Source organism: Clostridium estertheticum, from assembly GCF_018861295.1.
In the GTDB taxonomy this organism is placed as follows: Bacteria; Bacillota; Clostridia; order Clostridiales; family Clostridiaceae; genus Clostridium_AD; species Clostridium_AD estertheticum_D.
In genome coordinates, this window is the sequence record NZ_JAHLDM010000003.1 from 119045 (window position 1) to 137526 (window position 18482).

Consider the following 18482-nt stretch of genomic DNA (forward strand, 5'->3'; position numbering starts at 1 on the left):
TCTATCACCTCACTTTGTATGGAATCCTAACTATAACTGTGGTTCCCTCACTTAATTGACTTTTTACTGATACTCCAAATTCTTCACCAAAAAACAACTTTATTCGTGCATCTATATTTTTTATACCTATACCAGTACTTCTTGATTTATTCTCACCAATTTCTAACTCGTGAAGAAATTCTTTAGTCATACCAATTCCATTATCACTAACTATTATCTCAAGAAAATCTTTTTGCTTTTGAGACTTTATTGTAATTTTACATACACCAGTTAATTGCTCCAGTCCATATTTAATAGAATTTTCAACCAATGGCTGCAATGTCATTTTAAGAATATAACACGCCTTTATATCCTCTTCTACGAAATCATTAAAATCTAGTCTTTCCTCATATCTTATTTTTTGTATAGTTATATAATCATTTAATAACTTTAGTTCATCCTCAATTTTGATAATACTGTCATTGCTAGCTATTGAAGCCCTGAATAAATTTGAAAGCGATTTAACCATTAATGATATCTTATCTTGTTTATTAGCTTTAGCAATCCAATTAATTGAATCAAGGGTATTGTATAAAAAATGAGGATTTATTTGAGATTGTAAGGCCTTTAATTCTGTTTCCTTAACTAATATTTGTTTAATATAGTTTTCTTTTATTAACTCATTTATTTTGTTAACCATGACAATAAAATCATTGTTTAACTGTCCCACTTCGTCACATTTGTCATCAGAAATTTTATCTATTTCCATTATTTGAAAATTACCATTTTCAACTTTTTTCATTTTTTTACTTAATGTAATTATTGGTTTTGTTATACTACCCGCAAAACCTAGCCCCATAGAAACTGCTAAAATAAAAATCATTAAAAAGCAACATAACATAATAGTTCTCATTAATTTTATATTTTGAAAAATATTTTCATAGGACAAAAAATTAACATATGTCCAATTAGAATAGTTTGACACTTCACGATTTAGTAAAAATTTTTTTCCGTCAATATTATATATTTCATTTGACACATTATTTAATCCAATATCTATTGCCTTCGCTGAAGTGATTTTTTTATCTTTGTATATCATATTTTTATTTTCGGACAATATTATTAAATTTGCTTTATATTGTGGAGACATATTTGAAACCGAATTCACTAGATTATCAGCATCAATTCTTATTATAAGTGTGCCTATTACCTTAAAATTGCTAATAGATCTTATCTTCCTAGCTAAAATAAAATTTTTATTATCCTCTTTAGGTTCTATCCACACAAGCCCTCCAGATTTTTTATCTAATCTTTTCATAACTTCATTTTGGATTGTATTTGCAATTGTAATTGTACTATTTCCAACTGTGTACATACTGCCATTTGTATCAACAAGACTAATAGATGATATATAACCTTCAGTTTGAGATTGATTTCGCAAAATATCCTCCATTCTTGAAATAGCATCATATCTTTCATAAGATGATTTTTTATTATTAATTGTACTTAAATATTCCTGAGTTTGATTTGAAGTTATAACACCAAAACTTAGACTTTCAACCTTTCTAAGTTCATTTTCAATATTAGTAGAATATATATTTAGAATCTCTGATGAATTATTAATTAACTGCCTATCATATACTTTAAAAGTTACCTGTAATAACAAAAACGATAACATGCTAATTATTAACACTAATGTTGCTAATATAATAAAAACCTTTCTTTTAATAGTCATTATTTTATAAAAATTAATAATATATTTTTTAAAATTATTTAAATAATTTTTTATTACCACAGTTTCCCTCCTTAGTAAATATTAAAATAGGCTTTTCCAGAAACCGTTATCATGATACCTGTAAAAATATACTTTCGGACCTATTTTAAAAGTTTATTACTTCAATAATACAAAAAACTTATATTATATTTACATTTATTAGTCTACCACAAAAGTATTATAAATCATAAACAATCCTTACTGGAAAATAGTTCTTAATAAAATTAAATAACCTGAGTTAGTATTTATCACTAACTCAGGTCAACTATTAATTATTAAACTAATATAACATTTTCAATATCCTTAATTCCATCCCTTAAGATATTGTTTTGTATTATCAAACATTTCATTAAAAAGAACCTGCGCATCTTTTAATGAGATATTAGCTAAAAGAGGATCATTTACAAAGGCAGTAAAAGCTAATTTCTTATTTTTAGCTAAAGTCGCTGTGAGTATTGTTTCTTGGTTCATAACCACTCTATGCACAAGCCCTAACACATTACTTGGTAATTTTCCTGCCATTACAGGTTTAATACTGTCTTTTGTAAAAACAGCATTTGTTTCTACAATAGCTCCTATTGGTAATCCAATTACTTGACCATAGTTTGGCATGTTAACATTAGTTACAAGGTCCCTGACCCCAAGAAGTGCCTTCATTATATTAACACCTTCTTCCCCTGTTTCCTTTAACTCAAATTTTTCAGAGCCAGAAACTAGTCTTTCACTTCTTTCTAATCTCTCTTTGAGTTGGCTTTTTCTAAATTTTACAGTTGTTAATCCAAATTTCCAATTTTCAACAGTCTTTGGGTCCTTTAAATACCAATTTCCTGGAAGGAACTCAGCAAGATGTCTATCACCAGCTGCAGCAATAATTCCATATCTTAAAAATAGATCAAATTTAACTCTTTCAGCTGATTTAAATGTATCATTCATCCAATGGCCACCCTCATTTCCAACAAAACCGTTTTCATAATTTTTACTAACAAATTTTGAATAAACCTCAAATAAGTTTATATCTTTGTAATAAGCTTCATTAATCCATGTAAAATGATTTATACCAAGCACATTAATTTTAATTTCTGACCTTTTTGCTTCTTTAACGCCCATTATATCACTTAATGCATTGATTAAAAGGTTCTGAGTTGAAAATACCTCATGACAACACCCAAATGCTTTGATTTCAGGAAATATCTCATATAAAGTTCTAACACATAACGACATAGGATTAGTATAATTGATCACCCATGCATCAGGACAAAACTTTTTTAAATTCTCTGCAATTTCAACATACATCGGTATTGTCCTATGGGCCCTAAATTGACCACCAGGTCCAACACTATCCCCTACTGATTGATATATGCCATATTTTTCAGGAGCATGTACATCTGATTCCATCTCATCGAAAGTTCCTGGTAGAATAGATATAATAACGAAATCAACATCTTTCAAAACTTCTTTTAATGATTTAACTACTTTATAATTCCAATTACTTTTAGAATAATTTTGACCTTTAATCGAATTACCGATACTTTCATTACACTTAGCTGCTTCATAATCAATATCGTATAAATATACTGTACCTGAAAGTTCTTCTTGTGAAGCCAAATCACTCATAAGACCCCATGCCCAACCTCTAGAACCACCCCCAATATAAGCTACATTAACATTTTTAACTTTATTTTCATTTAAAATCATAAGTAATTCCTCCCTATAACTATTCTCTTTTTAATGTCTTTATAATTGCATTATAGAGCAACAATTGATAGTTTTCAGCACAAAACTTGCTCTAAAAATTAATTTTCTACAAATCTTGTTGTAATAATAATTAGTAAGCACTATAATTTTATTGGGTGATGTTATGAACAAAAATATTAAAGATCATGATAAAATTGAAAAAGCCTTTGAAATAACCAAAATAAAACAAGTTGGAAATGTAAGTATGAAAACGAATCACTACCATGATGACTATGAGATCTATTATTTATTAGATGGGAAGCGACATTATTTTATAAAAGATAAGGTCTATGATATAAAAAAAGGAGATCTAGTATTTGTTGAAAAAAATGAGATTCATAAAACTTTTGATGCCGGTGCTCCCTATCATCAAAGGATTTTAATAACATTTAAAAAGTCATATTTAAATAATATATTAGTTGAAGCAAAAAATTACGATCTACTTTCATGTTTTCATGGAAATACTAATGTCTTAAGGCTAAAAATTGATGAACAGAAATATATGGAAAGTTTATTATCTAGAATGCTTTACGAAGATACAAATCAAATTGATAGTTCTTCAATTTATTTAAAAATCATGCTTACAGAATTTTTAATTTTAGTTGAAAGATTATTAAAAAATGCACCTAGTTATCACATTGAAACAACAAATCTTACTCATAAAAGAATATCTGAAATCATTACATACATTAATAAAAATTATGTAGAAGATTTAACTTTAGATTTTTTATCAAAGCGTTTCTTTATTAGCACCTACTATTTAAGCAGAACTTTTAAAAAGGTTACGGGCTTAAATTTAAACCAGTATGTTAACACCATTCGAATAAAAGCAGCCCAAAAATTATTGTTCTCCACAGAGCTAAATATTACCAATATATCCGAAAAAGTTGGTTATCGTAGCATCACCAACTTTGGAAGAGCATTTAAATCAATAACAGGTGTCTCCCCCTTAAAATACAAGAAAATACTTTCTTAATATTAATCCCATATTCAATAACACGTGCAATGTTTAGTTACAAAACAATTTGTAATTTTTTTTATTTTATATTGAATACTTAGGTGAAATCTTACACATAATATTATTAATAGTTATTAACTCACAGCTACATGGATGAGCTCATCATTAATATAGATACAGCTAAAAGTTACTAACTACCATAAGTGTTAAATGAACTGTGTTAAATTTAGTTTTTAGCTGTAACTATTATTTAATTCAGTTCATTTAACACTTTCCCCTTTAAATTTATATGATAAACAATCGTCATCACTAATTTACCATAGATTAAACTCTATGGTTTTTATTTTTATGTACACTACTTAAACTTAAAATCGACTATATATTTTTATTAATTGGTAATTATAGTAAAAATACTTGTGTCATATAAAGTCACTAAACTGTATATTATTTGTTAATTTTTTAACAATGTTCTCTATTTTAAAAAAATGCTTTATTTATTAGTCCAATTATGATACTATGTAGTAAATTAGTAAAAAAAGGAGGTCGTTATTATGTCATATAAAATTACTGACGCATGTGTAAGCTGTGGAGCTTGTGAACCTGAATGTCCAGTTAACGCTATAAGCCAAGGAGACTCACAATTTGTTATTGATGCTGATACTTGCATCGATTGTGGAGCTTGTGCAGGTGTTTGTCCTACAGGAGCACCAGTTGAAGCTTAATTAGAACATATTTAAAAACAATCTATTGGCTTTCGTCAATAGATTGTTTTTTTCATTTTTTCATTCATCTATATCTTTAAAACCTTCTCCAACCGTTTCATGTACATTATATGTGATTATAAAAGCCATTTTATCAATTTCTTTTATATGATTTTTTAATTTTATAAACTGCTTTTTACCTAAAACAGTAGTTATAATTTCTTTTTCATCATTAGTATAAGCTCCCTTAGCCATGTAAAGTGTTGCCCCTCTATTTAAATCTTCAATTATAAACCTTTTTATCTCTTCCCCTTTTGAACTAACCACTTCTACCTTTTTACAATTATTAATTCCAGCAATAACTGCATCAACGGTATATCCATTGATAATAACTCCTAGTAAGGCATACATTCCTATTCTAGGACCAAATGCTACACCTGCTAGTATTGTTATGAAAAGGTCTGCTATAAGCAGAGATTTACCTATCTCTAAGTGAAAATACTTATTAAGCATTTTAGCTATTATGTCAGTTCCTCCTGTGGATGAATTTTGATTAAACACCATACCCATCCCTACGGCTCCAATTAATATACCAAATATTAATTCTAGAAATATGTCATTTGTTATACTACCACTCATAGGAAAAAGTTTTTCTAATACCCATATCATACCAGATAATCCGAAACTAGCATACATTGTCCTTACTCCAAAACTTGACCCTATGAACATAAATCCTACAACAAATAAGACAACATTTAATACAAACATTAAAGCCCCAATAGTAAGACCTGGCATATACTGATTTATAACCATAGCAAGGCCACTAACACCCCCTACTGCTAAATCATTTGGTATTAAGAAAAAGTAAAGCCCTAAGGCTACGAGTGCTATTCCGATAGTTATCAGTATATATTCTTTAATAATTGTTTTCATGCTTATTCCCCCCTCATTTAAATTTTAATATTTGGATATCAAATACAGTTATATTTAGTGCAATAATTAATAATAACACATTTTAAAAAAAATCTCTCAGCTTAAAGGCTAAGAGATTAATTTTGTACTTATATTAATATATATTTTATTATGTTATTTCTTAGATTAAAATTCAGCAGACCCAGTTGTTCTTGGGAATGGAATAACATCTCTTATGTTACTCATACCCGTAATATACATAATAGCTCTTTCAAATCCTAGTCCAAATCCAGCATGCTTAGTTCCGCCGTATTTTCTTAGTTCTAGATACCACCAGTAATCTTCTTTATTAAGACCACATTCTTCCATTCTAGCTTCTAGAATATCTTGTCTTTCTTCTCTTTGGCTTCCACCTATAATTTCACCTATCCCTGGTACAAGTAAGTCCATTGCGGCTACAGTCTTACCATCCTCATTTACTCTCATATAAAAAGATTTTATTTCTTTTGGATAATCAGTTACAAATAGTGGTTTTTTGTATACCTCTTCTGTTAAATATCTTTCATGCTCAGTTTGAAGATCACAGCCCCAAGTTACTGGATACTGAAACTCTTTCCCTGATTTCATTAAAATATCTACAGCTTTAGTGTATGTCACCTGTCCAAATTCTGAGTTTACAACACTATTTAATCTTTCAATTAAACCTTTATCTACGAAACTGTTGAAAAATTCCATTTCCTCTGGTGCATTTTCCATAACATATTTTATTATGTATTTCATCATATCTTCTGCAAGTTTCATGTCATCAGATAAATCTGCAAAAGCTATTTCAGGCTCTATCATCCAAAACTCAGCTGCATGTCTTCCTGTGTTAGAATTCTCAGCTCTAAATGTTGGTCCAAAAGTATAAACACTTCTAAAAGCTAAAGCAAAAGCCTCTGCTGCTAACTGCCCACTTACAGTTAAGCTAGTCTCTTTTCCAAAAAAGTCTTGTGAATAGTCAACCTTTTTGTTTTTATCCATTGGAATATCACTAAAATCAAGGGTAGAAATTCTAAACATCTCACCTGCACCCTCACAATCACTACCAGTAATTATTGGTGTATGAGTATATACAAACCCTCTCTTTTGAAAAAACTCATGAATAGCAAAAGCAGTTAATGAACGTACTCTGAACACTGCAGAAAACGCATTACTTCTTGGTCTTAAATGCGCAATAGTTCTTAAATACTCAAAAGAATGTCTTTTCTTTTGAAGTGGATAATCGGTATCTGACATTCCCTCAACTATTATTTTAGTAGCTTTAAGCTCAAATGGTTGTTTAGCATCTGGCGTTACAACTAATGTTCCTTCAATAGTAAGTGATGAACTTATAGGTAATTTAGATATCTCTACAAAATTATCTAACTTTTCTTCAAAGACTACTTGAATATTCTTAAAGAAACTTCCATCATTTACTTCTATAAACCCAAATGCTTTAGAAGATCTTAAAGTTCTTATCCACCCTGAGATAGATACTACTTGATCTGAATATTTTTCACTACCTCTGTAAATTTGTTTCACTAACAATTTTTCCATAAAATTGCCCTCCTTATAATTTAATGCTTTTGTACACAATAAAAAAAGCCTTTCTTCCCATAATAATAAAGGGACGAAAAACTATAATTTCGCGATACCACCCAATTTGTCATAAAATATGACCACTCTAATTAGTACAAAATTATGTATTCAATGTTTCGAATTATAATTTGATACTACCCAACTATTAACGGATTGGACCCGTCTAAGCCTACTCTCTAATGATTTCGGTTAGAAACTCAAAGATGTTTTTCAATATAAATTTCGTATTGGTCTCTCACCATCACCAAATCGCTAAAACTACCTTTTATATCTACTCTTCTCGTCTTAGTCTTTACATTTAACTTATAAACACTATTATATGCATTAATTACTTTGTATATACAATTAAATTATAATGTTTTTAATAATAAATGTCAAATCCTTATTATAACTGCTTAATATAAATATCCTATAAAGTAAACTTACATCGTCTACTTTATAGGATAAGGCTTAAACTTTAATACTATATATCGTCTCTTTCAATTTCGCCTGAATCTACTTCTTCATCCTCATCTTCAACTATTTCACCAATAACTGCATCTCTCTTAGCTATTTCTCCAGTAGCTTTATTTTCAATAACAATGTTGGATGTTACGTGTCCATCAACTTCGCTAATAAAGCTTTTTGCTGTAACATCTCCTTCTACTAAAGAAACTCCCTCTGTAAGTTTCTCTGGGTGATCAAATGTAATTGGTTTACTATTTAATCTATCGTTCATATATATACACTTCCTTTCTAAATCTAGTCTGTGCATGAAGACTTCGAAATATACTTTGGAAATGTTACCTAATTTTCAACTTTAAAACATTTTAAAAACAGTATGAATATAATGATAATTTATTACCTCTTACTCCGTAAATCCTTCTCCTAGAACTTCTCTCACATCTGCAACAGTAATAAATGCTTTGGTATCAATTTCCTTAACCATTTTTTGAAGAGGCACTATTTCATCTTTACCAACTACTACAAACAATACCTGCTTTTCTCCCTTTGAATACATACCTTTAGCATGTATTCCTGTAACACCTCTATTTAAATCTTTCATTAATATTTCTGCTATTTCATTTGAATAATCCGAAATAATAAATACTGCTTTCGAAAAATTTATTCCTTCAAGTATACTGTCTATTACTTTAGACACTATATATGTTGATATTAATGCATACATAGCCTTTTCAATTCCAAATACAAAAGCACCTAATAATATTATAGTAGAATCAATTACTAATATGATTTTGGCAATTGGAACGTTTTTCAAATAAACCTTTATAATATTGGCAGCAAGATCTGTTCCGCCAGTACTTGCTGATGCTCTTAATACAAAGCCTAAGCCTGTACCAACAAATACACCACCAAATATACTAGCTATCAACAGATCAACCTTTGGTACTGGAATAAAGCTTGTATAAAACAATGCAAAAGACAAATATGCCGCAGCAAACATAGATTTACCAACAAATGCTCTTCCCTTAAGTTTTATAGCAATAGCAAGTAACGGTATATTTACCACAATATTAGTAAACCATAAAGGAATGTCTACTCCATAATTCTTAATAGATAAATACTCTATAACAATAGCAAGACCAGATACCCCACCAGTTACTAATTTTAAATTTGCAAAAAACATATTTATACCTGCTGCAAGTATGGTGGCTCCAACCACAATATATACATAATTTAAAATATTTTCATTTTTAGTTTCTCTTCTCATACTCATTATCCTACTTTCCAATTTATACTCTATCCAAATACATAAATTCTTTTAATATATTATCTCCTGACCTGGATAATTTATTAGAGCAGTTTTTATATTTATCTTATCCATTATATTTGTAAATTGCTTAGTAATATCCACATCATCTCCGAAATGCATTGGTATAATTAACCCTGGCTGAATATTTTTCGCAAAATATTCTCCCCCTATATAATAATCCTCGCAAAGTCTAGGATCTACTGGGAAGAAAGCTATATCTATAGGTTTTTCTTCTTTTATTTTCTCTATATGAGCCTTAAATAATGACTCAGCAAGTATTTGTTCGTCTAAACTATCCTCTTTCCAGTGCCACCAATTTAGATCTCCAGCATGAAAAATAGTTAATCCATCTACTTTTACTAAAAAAGATATTCCAATATCCGTTGAACCATAAGCTTTTACATAAATATCTTGAAATACTTTTTCGTCTCCTTCCCCCATAAAATTATAATTTGACTTATCTTTATCAGTTTTTATATCACTACTAAGTATATATTGTATCTTATCATTATATTTTTCCCACTCTAAAATTTTAGGATTATAATGATCTGCATGACTATGAGATGAAAACACATAAACATTTTCCATTTCTTTAATATTTTCAGAAGATAGCAACGATTTGTGCTGATTTTCTATAGGTTCTTTATAATAATCAAATATCAGAAAATGATTTTCAGTCTTAACAACAAACCCACTATGGTATATATAGTATATTTTTGCTTTTTTCATAAATTATCGCTCCCTACATTATCAATATTTTAGTTGAATTATAATTGTACATAATTTAAATATCGAACCTTAGATTTCCTTTATATACTACCGTCTAAGTTATAATATTATACTAAAATTATATACAAACGTAGGTTTCAAGTAAATAAAAATATTTTATTATTTTAAAATTTTATGAATAAAATTAAAAGTAAGTTTATAATAAAGATATGGTATATATGATATATTAAATTTTATTAAAAAGGTGGTTATATTAAATGAAGTTTTCTTTTGACCATAATAATATAAATGTTTTGGATTTAGAAAAAAGTGTAGAATTTTATAAAGAGGCTTTAGGATTTGTAGAAACTAGGCGCCATCATCCATCAGATGATAGTTTTACCCTTGTATTTCTTGGTGATGAAACAACTGACCATAAACTAGAACTTACTTGTATGAAAGATAGAACAGAGCCATATAACTTAGGTGAAAATGAGTTTCATCTTGCTGTAGTTGCTGATAATTATGATGAAGCTTACGCATATCATAAAAAAATGGGTTGCATATGTTATGAAAATAAACCTATGGGAATATATTTTATTATGGACCCAGATGGCTACTGGACAGAAGTTATTCCAAAAAAATAAGACTAACAAAAATAAACCAAATCAAGTTTTAGATATGCGTCCTAAATATTTACATTGCAATCGACTTCAGAAGGAGCTTTATATTCCTTTTGAAGTTTTTTGTTTAAAAGACTAAATAAATGATAACTTTGTTCGAAGATTATTATATGGTATTATTTTATTTTTAAAATATTAAACTGTGTTTACATCTTACTATAATAAATATATTATGGTGCGAACTGCAAAATAGGAGGATTTTATGAATATTTTTACAATTATATTTATAGTAATAGGTTTTGGCTCCATGCTAATTGGCTTCATGCTGGAAGGTGGTACTCCTAGTATGCTTGCAAGTACAAGTTCTGCTATAATAGTACTGGGCGGTACCATTGGTGCTGTAGGACTTGGATTTTCTTTTAAAAAATTAAAGAATGTTCCAGCAATGATAAAACTAATATTTACAGCCAAAGATAAGGACTTGGTAGAAATAGTAAGCTATTTCAAACAATTATCTTTTAAAACAAGAAAAGAGGGTCTACTTAGCATAGAAGGTGAAATAACTGATGATTTGGATCCATTTATAAAAAAAGGTTTGCAACTAGTAGTAGATGGAGTAGACCCTCAGATGGTAAAGACTATATTAGAATTCGAACTTGAATCAACTTATGATAGACATAAAGATGGTGCTGCTATTTTTGAAGCTGCAGGTGGATTTGCACCAACTATGGGTATTATAGGTACAGTAATGGGACTAGTTATGGTTTTAAGTAATCTTGCTGACCCTGCAGTACTCGGCGAAAAAATTGCCGCAGCATTCATAGCTACACTGTATGGTGTTGGTTCTGCAAACTTATTGTGGCTTCCTATGGGTGCAAAACTAAAAGATTTAAATAATGAAGAAATTAAAGAAAAACAATTAATAATAGAAGCTGTTCTTTTAATGCAAGAAGGTGCAAACCCTAATATATTAGCAGAAAAATTAAAGGGATTCCTAGATAAAAAACAAATAAAACAATTTAATGATAAAGATAATGAAAAGAATAATGGAGGCGCAGCATAATGAAAAAGCGGGAAGAAAAGGAACCCAATGCTGAAAGGTGGATGTTAACTTATTTAGACTTAATAACATTACTTATGATATTCTTTGTTGTTCTGTATGCATCAAGCAATGCCGACACTACTAAATACAAACAACTAGCCAAATCACTTAATGTAGCTATTAGTGGTGGGGGTGCTTCTATTATTGGTAGTGATACTGCTACAAGTGTTACAAATTCAACAGTCACTGTAGTTGATCCCGTTACGGCAGAAACCACTACAACAGCTGCAAATAGTAAGGCAGCAGAAGAAAATAAAATTGAAAATATAAAAAAAAATGTTGATACATATTTGAAACAGAATGGCTTAGCGAGTAGCGTTTCTACTAAAATCGATGAGAGAGGGCTTGAAGTAAGTCTTAATACTTCATTACTCTTTGATGTTGGTACAGCAGACGTTAAAGAAGCTTCGGCTAAAAAGCTAATTAGCATAGGTAAAATACTAAATCATGTTAACAATTACGTAAGAATAGAGGGACACACAGACAGTACTCCAATGAGCAATAATGAATTTAAGTCTAACTGGCAACTTTCTGCATTTCGTGCAACTAATGTTACTGAGCTACTTATTTCGAAAGCAGGAATTTCTCCTAAAAAGATATCTGCAGTAGCCTATGGCGAAAATAGACCAGTAGCAACTAATACAACTACAGCTGGAAAAGCTAAAAATAGAACCGTAGATATTATTATATTAAGTAATCAATTTTCAAAAGCAGAGAAAATCAAATAAAAAGATGTTGCCGTTTTATTAGCAACATCTTTTTATTTTTTATTTATCTTTTTTTACTTGTCTTTTTTTACTTATCTTATTGGAATTATCTTTTGTTATTGTGAGTTTATCATCCACAATATCGACTATCGCACTACCACCTGTACTAAGTTCTCCAAATAGCACCTCATCAACGAAATAAGTTTTAATTTCTTGTTGAACAACTCTGTTAATTTCTCTTGCACCATAATCCTCTGAAAAACCCTTTTTGCTTAACCAAGCGTATAAGGCATCTGTTACCTTTAACTTTATATTTTTAGTTAAAAGTTTTTCTTCAAACAACTTCATTGCCTTCTTTGCAATTTGAAGAGCCATAACTTTATCTATTTTATTAAATTCAATTATATTGTCCAATCTATTCCTAAACTCCGGAGAAAATACTCGCTGAACCTCTTTAATAATTGCCCCGCCAGCTCCCACTCTTTCTCCAAATCCAACTATATGTTTACTAGATTCTCTAGCTCCTGCATTTGAAGTCATTATTAAAATTACATTTCTGAAATCTGCCTTTTTACCAGTATTATCTGTAAGTGTTGCATAATCCATAACTTGCAAAAGCACATTAAATATATCAGGGTGAGCTTTTTCAATCTCATCTAAAAGTAGAACGCAATAAGGCTTCTTTTTAATGGCCTCAATTAACATCCCACCCTCTTCATAACCTACATACCCTGGTGGCGAACCAATAAGCCTTGCTACAGTATGCTTTTCTTGATATTCACTCATATCAAATCTAATAAGTGGTATATCTAAACTCTTAGATAATTGTTTACTTATTTCTGTCTTTCCAACGCCTGTAGGACCTACAAAAAGAAGAGATGCTATTGGTTTATCTTCTTCATTAAAACCTGCTCTAGATCTCTTTATAGCCTTTACTAAAGTGTCAATAGCATCGCTTTGTCCAAAAACCTGTTTCTTCAAATTAAGATCCAAATTTTTCAATGTATCTACTTCATTACTGGATACACTTTGCTCTGGAATTTTTGCAATAGTAGCTACTATTTTCTCCACTGCACCTACTGTTATAACAATATTTTCATCATTATCACCAGCATAAAGCCTTGCATAAGCACCTGCCTCATCCATAATATCTATAGCTTTATCTGGTAGAAATCTCTCCTTAATATATTTACTAGATAATTCTACTGCTGTTTTTAAAGCCTCATCTTTGTATGTAACATTATGATAAGCTTCGTATTTATCTTTAAGTCCCATAAGAATACTTACAGTATCCTTAATTGATGGTTCTGGAACTTCAATCTTTTGAAATCTTCTAGCTAATGCACTATCCTTTTCAAAATGCTTTTTATACTCATCATAGGTAGTTGACCCAATGAACCTTACCTTACCATCTGCAAGAAATGGTTTTAAAATATTTGAAGCATCCATAGACCCTCCAGAAACTGCACCCGCACCAACTATAGTATGGATTTCATCAATATATACTATAGGTTTTTCTTCTTTACTAATTTCGTTTAGAACTTTTTTAATACGTTCCTCAAAATCCCCTCTATACTTTGTACCTGCAATTAGAGCTCCCATATCCAAATAATATATTTTACTTCCTTGTAATACCTTAGGTACTTTATTTTCAACAATTAATTGTGCAAGTCCTTGTGTTATAGCAGTTTTACCTACTCCAGGTTCCCCTACATGAACTGGATTGTTTTTAAGCCTTCTACATAATACCTGAAGTGTTCTTAAAAGAATATCTTGTCTCCCAATAAGCGGATCCATTTCTCCTTTTTTTGCTTTTTCCGTTAACTCTTCCGTAAAATTACTTAGAAAATCTCCTTTTAGATTTGGATTATCCATATCCTCGTCATAAGTATATTCTATATCTTCTTCGTCTTCGGTGAAACTCACTTGATCTTCTCTTTCACTATCTATACTAGATGAAAAATCAAGCGTATCCACTACAGATATACCATGCGCTATATAATTAAGCAGATCTCGCCTTTTCATTTGCTGTTGTCTTAAAAAATAAGAAGCAAAACTTTCCTCATCATCATACATAGCAACAATAACATCACCTATCTTTACTAACTCTTTGCCAGATAACATAACATGATCTGCAGCGCTTGATAAAATTGTTTGTATTCCAATGGTTTGTATAGGTTCTGTGTCTTCTACAACCTCTATATTTTCCTTTAAAAATTTTTTAATTTGATTCTTGAGCCTTTTAACATTACCACCACTATTTTCTATTATTTCTATACCCTCTTCGAAAAACAAAGAAGCATAAAGAATATGTTCAGGGGTAAAGTACTCATGATTTGACATTTGAGCTTCATTAAAAGCTGCGGTAATAATTTCATTTACTATATCATCTAATTGCATAATTACTCCTCTTCTAATGTTAATTTCAGTGGAAATCCACTTTCTTCACACATTTCCATAGTTTGATCAATTTTTGTTAAGCCTACATCATGGCTATATATTCCAGCGACGCCACTACCTTTCTTATGGACATCAAACATAATCCTTGTGGCTTCCACAACCTGTTTTTTAAAAACTCCAACTAAAACCTGCACAACAAATTCCATACTTGTATAATCATCATTGTGAATAATCACCATATAGTTACTAGGTTTCCTAATTTTAGTTTCTATTTTTTCTTTAGTTCCAATTTTCTCTTTAGTTTCAATTTCCTCATTAAAAATCCTTTTTTCTGACATATTTAACAACCCCACTGTTTACCTTTAAATTTATTTTTTGAATATTTAGAAAACAACTAGCCAGAATGCTAGTCTACCTTTTTTATGAATATTGGTATAAGACTATTATATCCTACTTAATTATATATTACTGCATTTACGTATATTTTTTCAACTATTGTTCACTTTTATCGTTCATATGTGGAATTATTAATTGTTACACTTCGTCTATAAATAAAGAATTATAGTTTTTAATAAAAAATATTCTCCAAAAAAATAAAATAGTACCAACCCCAAGATTATCCTAGGATTTTTACCATTTTAATGTTTTCTACTATATCATTTATATATTTAAGCATACATAAACTTTTTTATTGTAATCTCATTTTAGTAATTTCTTTATAATAAGTAATACTTCCAGCCTCATCATCAGTAATTAAACCATCTACAAGTAATATATTATCTATGTCTATCATTTTAAAAGCTTTGGTTTGTTGATTATGTGCATCACAAATCTTAATGCTTAAATTTTTACCTTTTTTATTACCAGTCTTAATTAGAAATAATACATTTTCGTCTATTCCGGAAAGGTCTTTAAATGTATTAAAATCCTCACTTATTAATAATGATTTAATTACATCTTTTCTTAAGTCTTTTTTTATTATCGCTATAGTATCATCATGTTTGATGAGATATTCTGATATAAAACCTACTAATTCTGTTTTTGATTGAAATAATTGCATGTTTGACATTTATATTACCTCCTGAATTAATAGAATAAACCATTTACTGTATATATACATTGTATTGTATTTTAATGCATATGTCAATAGACTACTGTAATAATTTATTAAAGTTTTAAATCTTTATATTAAGCTGCTTACATAGGTATATACGAAAAATATTAGTTAACAAATTTATTTTTGTGTATATTCCACTGCATAAATATACATATATACGTATATTGTTTTCTTTATCAAATTCTATAAGAACGTATCTTCTCTATTCTAAGATATTATCATTTATCAAATATAAATGAATTTATCACTGCTAAATATTCTCTTGCAAAGCAAGTAGGAACTAACATTGGATGAAGCGGTGCTGGATAACCATATACCTTTAATCCTTGTCTTTTCGCTAAAAATTTAGCTCTAAACATATGAAAGTTATTTGTTACAACAGTTACTTCTATATTTTCTTTTTTATCTAATTTTTTCAAGATCTGCGTTGTGAACTTCATATTTTCAAAAGTATTGGTTGACCTTTCTTCTTTTATAATATTATTTTTTGAAATTCCATTTTTTATTAAAAATCTTTTCATAGCTTCCGCTTCAGTAATGCTCTCTCCGGAACCTCTACCACCTGAAACTACTATTTTAACATTAGGATTAATTTCAATATATTTAAGACTAGCATAAAGTCTTTGATAAAGAGCCGTCGATGGAACTTCGCCTCTAATACCTGCACCTAAAATCATAAGATAGTCACTTTTCCCCTTATGTTTTGATACAGCTGATTGAATTATTAAACCTTCTATAATTACAACAGAAACTAAGACAAGTAAAAAACATGTTTTCACCATGTTTTTAATCTTGCCTGGTCTTATTAACATATATTCTTTCTTATTTTTTTTCTCTTTTAATCCGAGTGTTATTAATACTATTCCAGCGCCTAGATAAAACCATGCAAAAGTTACTATCCCACCAAATATTATTGTCCCTATATAATATATTTCACATAATAAACCTAAAATTATATATATATAACCTTTAGTTTTTATTAATCTTCCTAGTCTTCCTATAGACATAATACCAGCTCCTTCTTAAAATTTTCAAACCATAATTTATAAAACACTCAAAATAAGATAAGCATAAATAATTATCTATACTTATCTTATAACCTTATTTTCTAACTTGACCATCTCCATATATAAGATACTTTGTAGTTGTAAGTTGCTCAAGTCCCATTGGTCCTCTAGCATGAAGTTTTTGATTGCTAATTCCTATCTCTGCTCCAAATCCAAATTCTGCACCATCTGTAAATCTTGTAGAAGCATTCACATAAACACACGAAGCATCAACTTCCCTTAGAAATTTCTGAGAGTTCGTATAATTATTAGTTATTATAGCCTCTGAATGTTTTGTTCCATATTTAAAAATATGATCTATTGCCTCTTCTATTGTTGAAACAACCTTAATTGAAAGTATTAAATCTAAATATTCAGTAGCCCAATCTTCCTCCACTGCAACTTTTGCATCTTCTATAATTTCCAGGCCCTTTTCGCACATTCTTATTTCTACACCTAATCCATAAAGTCTTTGTGATAGTTTTGGTAAAAACTCGCTTGCAATATCTTTATGAACTAGTACTGTCTCTACTGCATTACATACCCCTGGTCTTTGAGTTTTAGCATTAACTATTATCTCCTCCGCCATTTTTAAATCAGCATCTGCATCTACATATATATGACATATACCTGATCCCGTTTCAATCACTGGTACTGTTGCATTTGCTATAATAGCCTTTTTAAGTCCCTTTCCACCTCTTGGAATAATTACATCTACATAATCATTAAGTTTTACTAATTTATTAACTAATTCTCTATCCACCATCTCAATAAGTTGAATACATCCATATGGAAGTCCTACGGTCGTGGCTGCTTTAATAATAACCTTAGCTAAAGCCATATTAGTATTTATAGCTTCTGACCCGCCTCTTAGTATTATTGAATTTCCTGCTTTTATACATAAAGCTGCTGCATCTACAGTAACATTTGGTCTTGACTCATAAATCATACCTATAACACCAAGTGGAACCCTCACCATTGAAATATCTAAATCATTTGGTCGTTTCCATCTTTTTATCCCCTCGCCTATTGGATCTGGCAGAGTCGATACATTTCTAAGTCCTTCAGCCATCTTTTCAATTCTCTCCTGATTAATCATTAATCTATCAAGCATCGCAGTAGATAAATTACTTTTCTTTCCAGATTCCATATCCTTATTATTAGCTTCAATTATAGTTTTTTTGTTATCCATTAAAGCTTCAGCCATATGCAAAAGTGCATTGTTTTTCATAGTAGTACTAACGGTAACCATAATCCTAGACGCCGCTTTTGCATTTCTACCTATATTTATAATGTAGTTATCAAAATCCATTCATACCCTCCTTTTGTCCTTGTATAGCTAATAACA

General features: G+C 29.7%; 17 protein-coding genes and 1 other annotated feature. Of the genes, 5 read left to right on the forward strand and 12 right to left on the reverse strand.

All coding sequences use genetic code 11. The features are described from left to right. Window positions 1-4 precede the first annotated feature (4 nt). Both KPL54_RS26710 and KPL54_RS04635 read right to left on the reverse strand, forming a co-directional pair. The gene (locus KPL54_RS26710) at window positions 5-1774 is read right to left on the reverse strand and encodes a cache domain-containing sensor histidine kinase (protein WP_216105223.1); all 1770 of its coding nucleotides are present in this window, start codon (window positions 1772-1774) and stop codon (window positions 5-7) included. A gap of 282 nt (window positions 1775-2056) precedes the next feature. Then, the gene (locus KPL54_RS04635; RefSeq protein WP_216105225.1) at window positions 2057-3448 is read right to left on the reverse strand and encodes a family 4 glycosyl hydrolase; all 1392 of its coding nucleotides are present in this window, start codon (window positions 3446-3448) and stop codon (window positions 2057-2059) included. Window positions 3449-3611: 163 nt separating this feature from the next. On the opposite strand from KPL54_RS04635, the gene KPL54_RS04640 reads away from it, so the two are divergent. Continuing rightward, the gene (locus KPL54_RS04640) at window positions 3612-4463 is read left to right on the forward strand and encodes an AraC family transcriptional regulator (protein ID WP_216105227.1); all 852 of its coding nucleotides are present in this window, start codon (window positions 3612-3614) and stop codon (window positions 4461-4463) included. A gap of 533 nt (window positions 4464-4996) precedes the next feature. Continuing rightward, window positions 4997-5167, forward strand: coding sequence for a DUF362 domain-containing protein (locus tag KPL54_RS04645; protein WP_071611800.1), 171 nt, complete (start codon window positions 4997-4999; stop codon window positions 5165-5167). 60 nt (window positions 5168-5227) lie between these two features. Here KPL54_RS04645 and KPL54_RS04650 read toward each other — a convergent pair whose 3' ends face one another. The 5 genes from KPL54_RS04650 to KPL54_RS04670 form a co-directional block, all read right to left on the reverse strand. Next, entirely contained in the window at window positions 5228-6079 is an 852-nt protein-coding gene (locus KPL54_RS04650) for a YitT family protein (RefSeq protein WP_071611799.1), read from the reverse strand. A gap of 165 nt (window positions 6080-6244) precedes the next feature. Continuing rightward, window positions 6245-7636, reverse strand: a complete 1392-nt coding sequence (gene asnS, locus KPL54_RS04655) for an asparagine--tRNA ligase (protein WP_216105229.1) — start codon at window positions 7634-7636, stop codon at window positions 6245-6247. Between the two features lie 66 nt (window positions 7637-7702). Continuing rightward, window positions 7703-7974 (reverse strand) — a binding site (T-box leader). 167 nt (window positions 7975-8141) lie between these two features. Then, on the reverse strand, window positions 8142-8396 hold the full coding sequence (locus tag KPL54_RS04660) for a hypothetical protein (protein ID WP_216105231.1): 255 nt from the start codon (window positions 8394-8396) through the stop codon (window positions 8142-8144). A gap of 129 nt (window positions 8397-8525) precedes the next feature. Continuing rightward, window positions 8526-9389: a YitT family protein gene (locus KPL54_RS04665; protein WP_216105233.1), complete on the reverse strand. Its 864-nt coding sequence runs from the start codon at window positions 9387-9389 to the stop codon at window positions 8526-8528. A 51-nt stretch (window positions 9390-9440) separates the two neighbouring features. Continuing rightward, window positions 9441-10160 carry an MBL fold metallo-hydrolase gene (locus KPL54_RS04670; protein ID WP_216105235.1) on the reverse strand — a complete coding sequence of 240 codons (720 nt, stop codon included), beginning with the start codon at window positions 10158-10160 and terminating at the stop codon, window positions 9441-9443. 257 nt (window positions 10161-10417) lie between these two features. On the opposite strand from KPL54_RS04670, the gene KPL54_RS04675 reads away from it, so the two are divergent. From KPL54_RS04675 to KPL54_RS04685, 3 genes are all read left to right on the forward strand, one after another. Then, complete coding sequence (locus tag KPL54_RS04675; RefSeq protein ID WP_216105237.1) at window positions 10418-10786, forward strand: VOC family protein; 369 nt, start codon at window positions 10418-10420, stop codon at window positions 10784-10786. A 238-nt stretch (window positions 10787-11024) separates the two neighbouring features. Further along, complete coding sequence (locus KPL54_RS04680; protein WP_216105239.1) at window positions 11025-11825, forward strand: flagellar motor protein; 801 nt, start codon at window positions 11025-11027, stop codon at window positions 11823-11825. Beyond that, a complete protein-coding gene (locus KPL54_RS04685) occupies window positions 11825-12592 on the forward strand; it encodes an OmpA/MotB family protein (RefSeq protein ID WP_216105240.1) in 768 nt (255 codons plus the stop codon). The genes KPL54_RS04680 and KPL54_RS04685 overlap by 1 nt, the downstream gene beginning before the upstream one ends. 39 nt (window positions 12593-12631) lie before the next feature. Here the strand turns inward: KPL54_RS04685 and clpA are convergent, their stop codons facing one another. The 5 genes from clpA to KPL54_RS04710 form a co-directional block, all read right to left on the reverse strand. Continuing rightward, a complete protein-coding gene (gene clpA, locus KPL54_RS04690) occupies window positions 12632-14971 on the reverse strand; it encodes an ATP-dependent Clp protease ATP-binding subunit ClpA (protein ID WP_216105242.1) in 2340 nt (779 codons plus the stop codon). Between the two features lie 2 nt (window positions 14972-14973). Continuing rightward, window positions 14974-15309 carry an ATP-dependent Clp protease adaptor ClpS gene (locus tag KPL54_RS04695; RefSeq protein ID WP_216105244.1) on the reverse strand — a complete coding sequence of 112 codons (336 nt, stop codon included), beginning with the start codon at window positions 15307-15309 and terminating at the stop codon, window positions 14974-14976. 350 nt (window positions 15310-15659) lie between these two features. Beyond that, window positions 15660-16040, reverse strand: a complete 381-nt coding sequence (locus KPL54_RS04700) for a hypothetical protein (protein WP_216105246.1) — start codon at window positions 16038-16040, stop codon at window positions 15660-15662. A gap of 266 nt (window positions 16041-16306) precedes the next feature. Beyond that, window positions 16307-17095 (reverse strand): YdcF family protein, encoded by a 789-nt coding sequence (locus KPL54_RS04705; RefSeq protein WP_216105248.1) that lies wholly within the window; start codon window positions 17093-17095, stop codon window positions 16307-16309. A gap of 94 nt (window positions 17096-17189) precedes the next feature. After that, window positions 17190-18446 carry a glutamate-5-semialdehyde dehydrogenase gene (locus KPL54_RS04710; protein ID WP_216105257.1) on the reverse strand — a complete coding sequence of 419 codons (1257 nt, stop codon included), beginning with the start codon at window positions 18444-18446 and terminating at the stop codon, window positions 17190-17192. Window positions 18447-18482 lie beyond the last annotated feature (36 nt).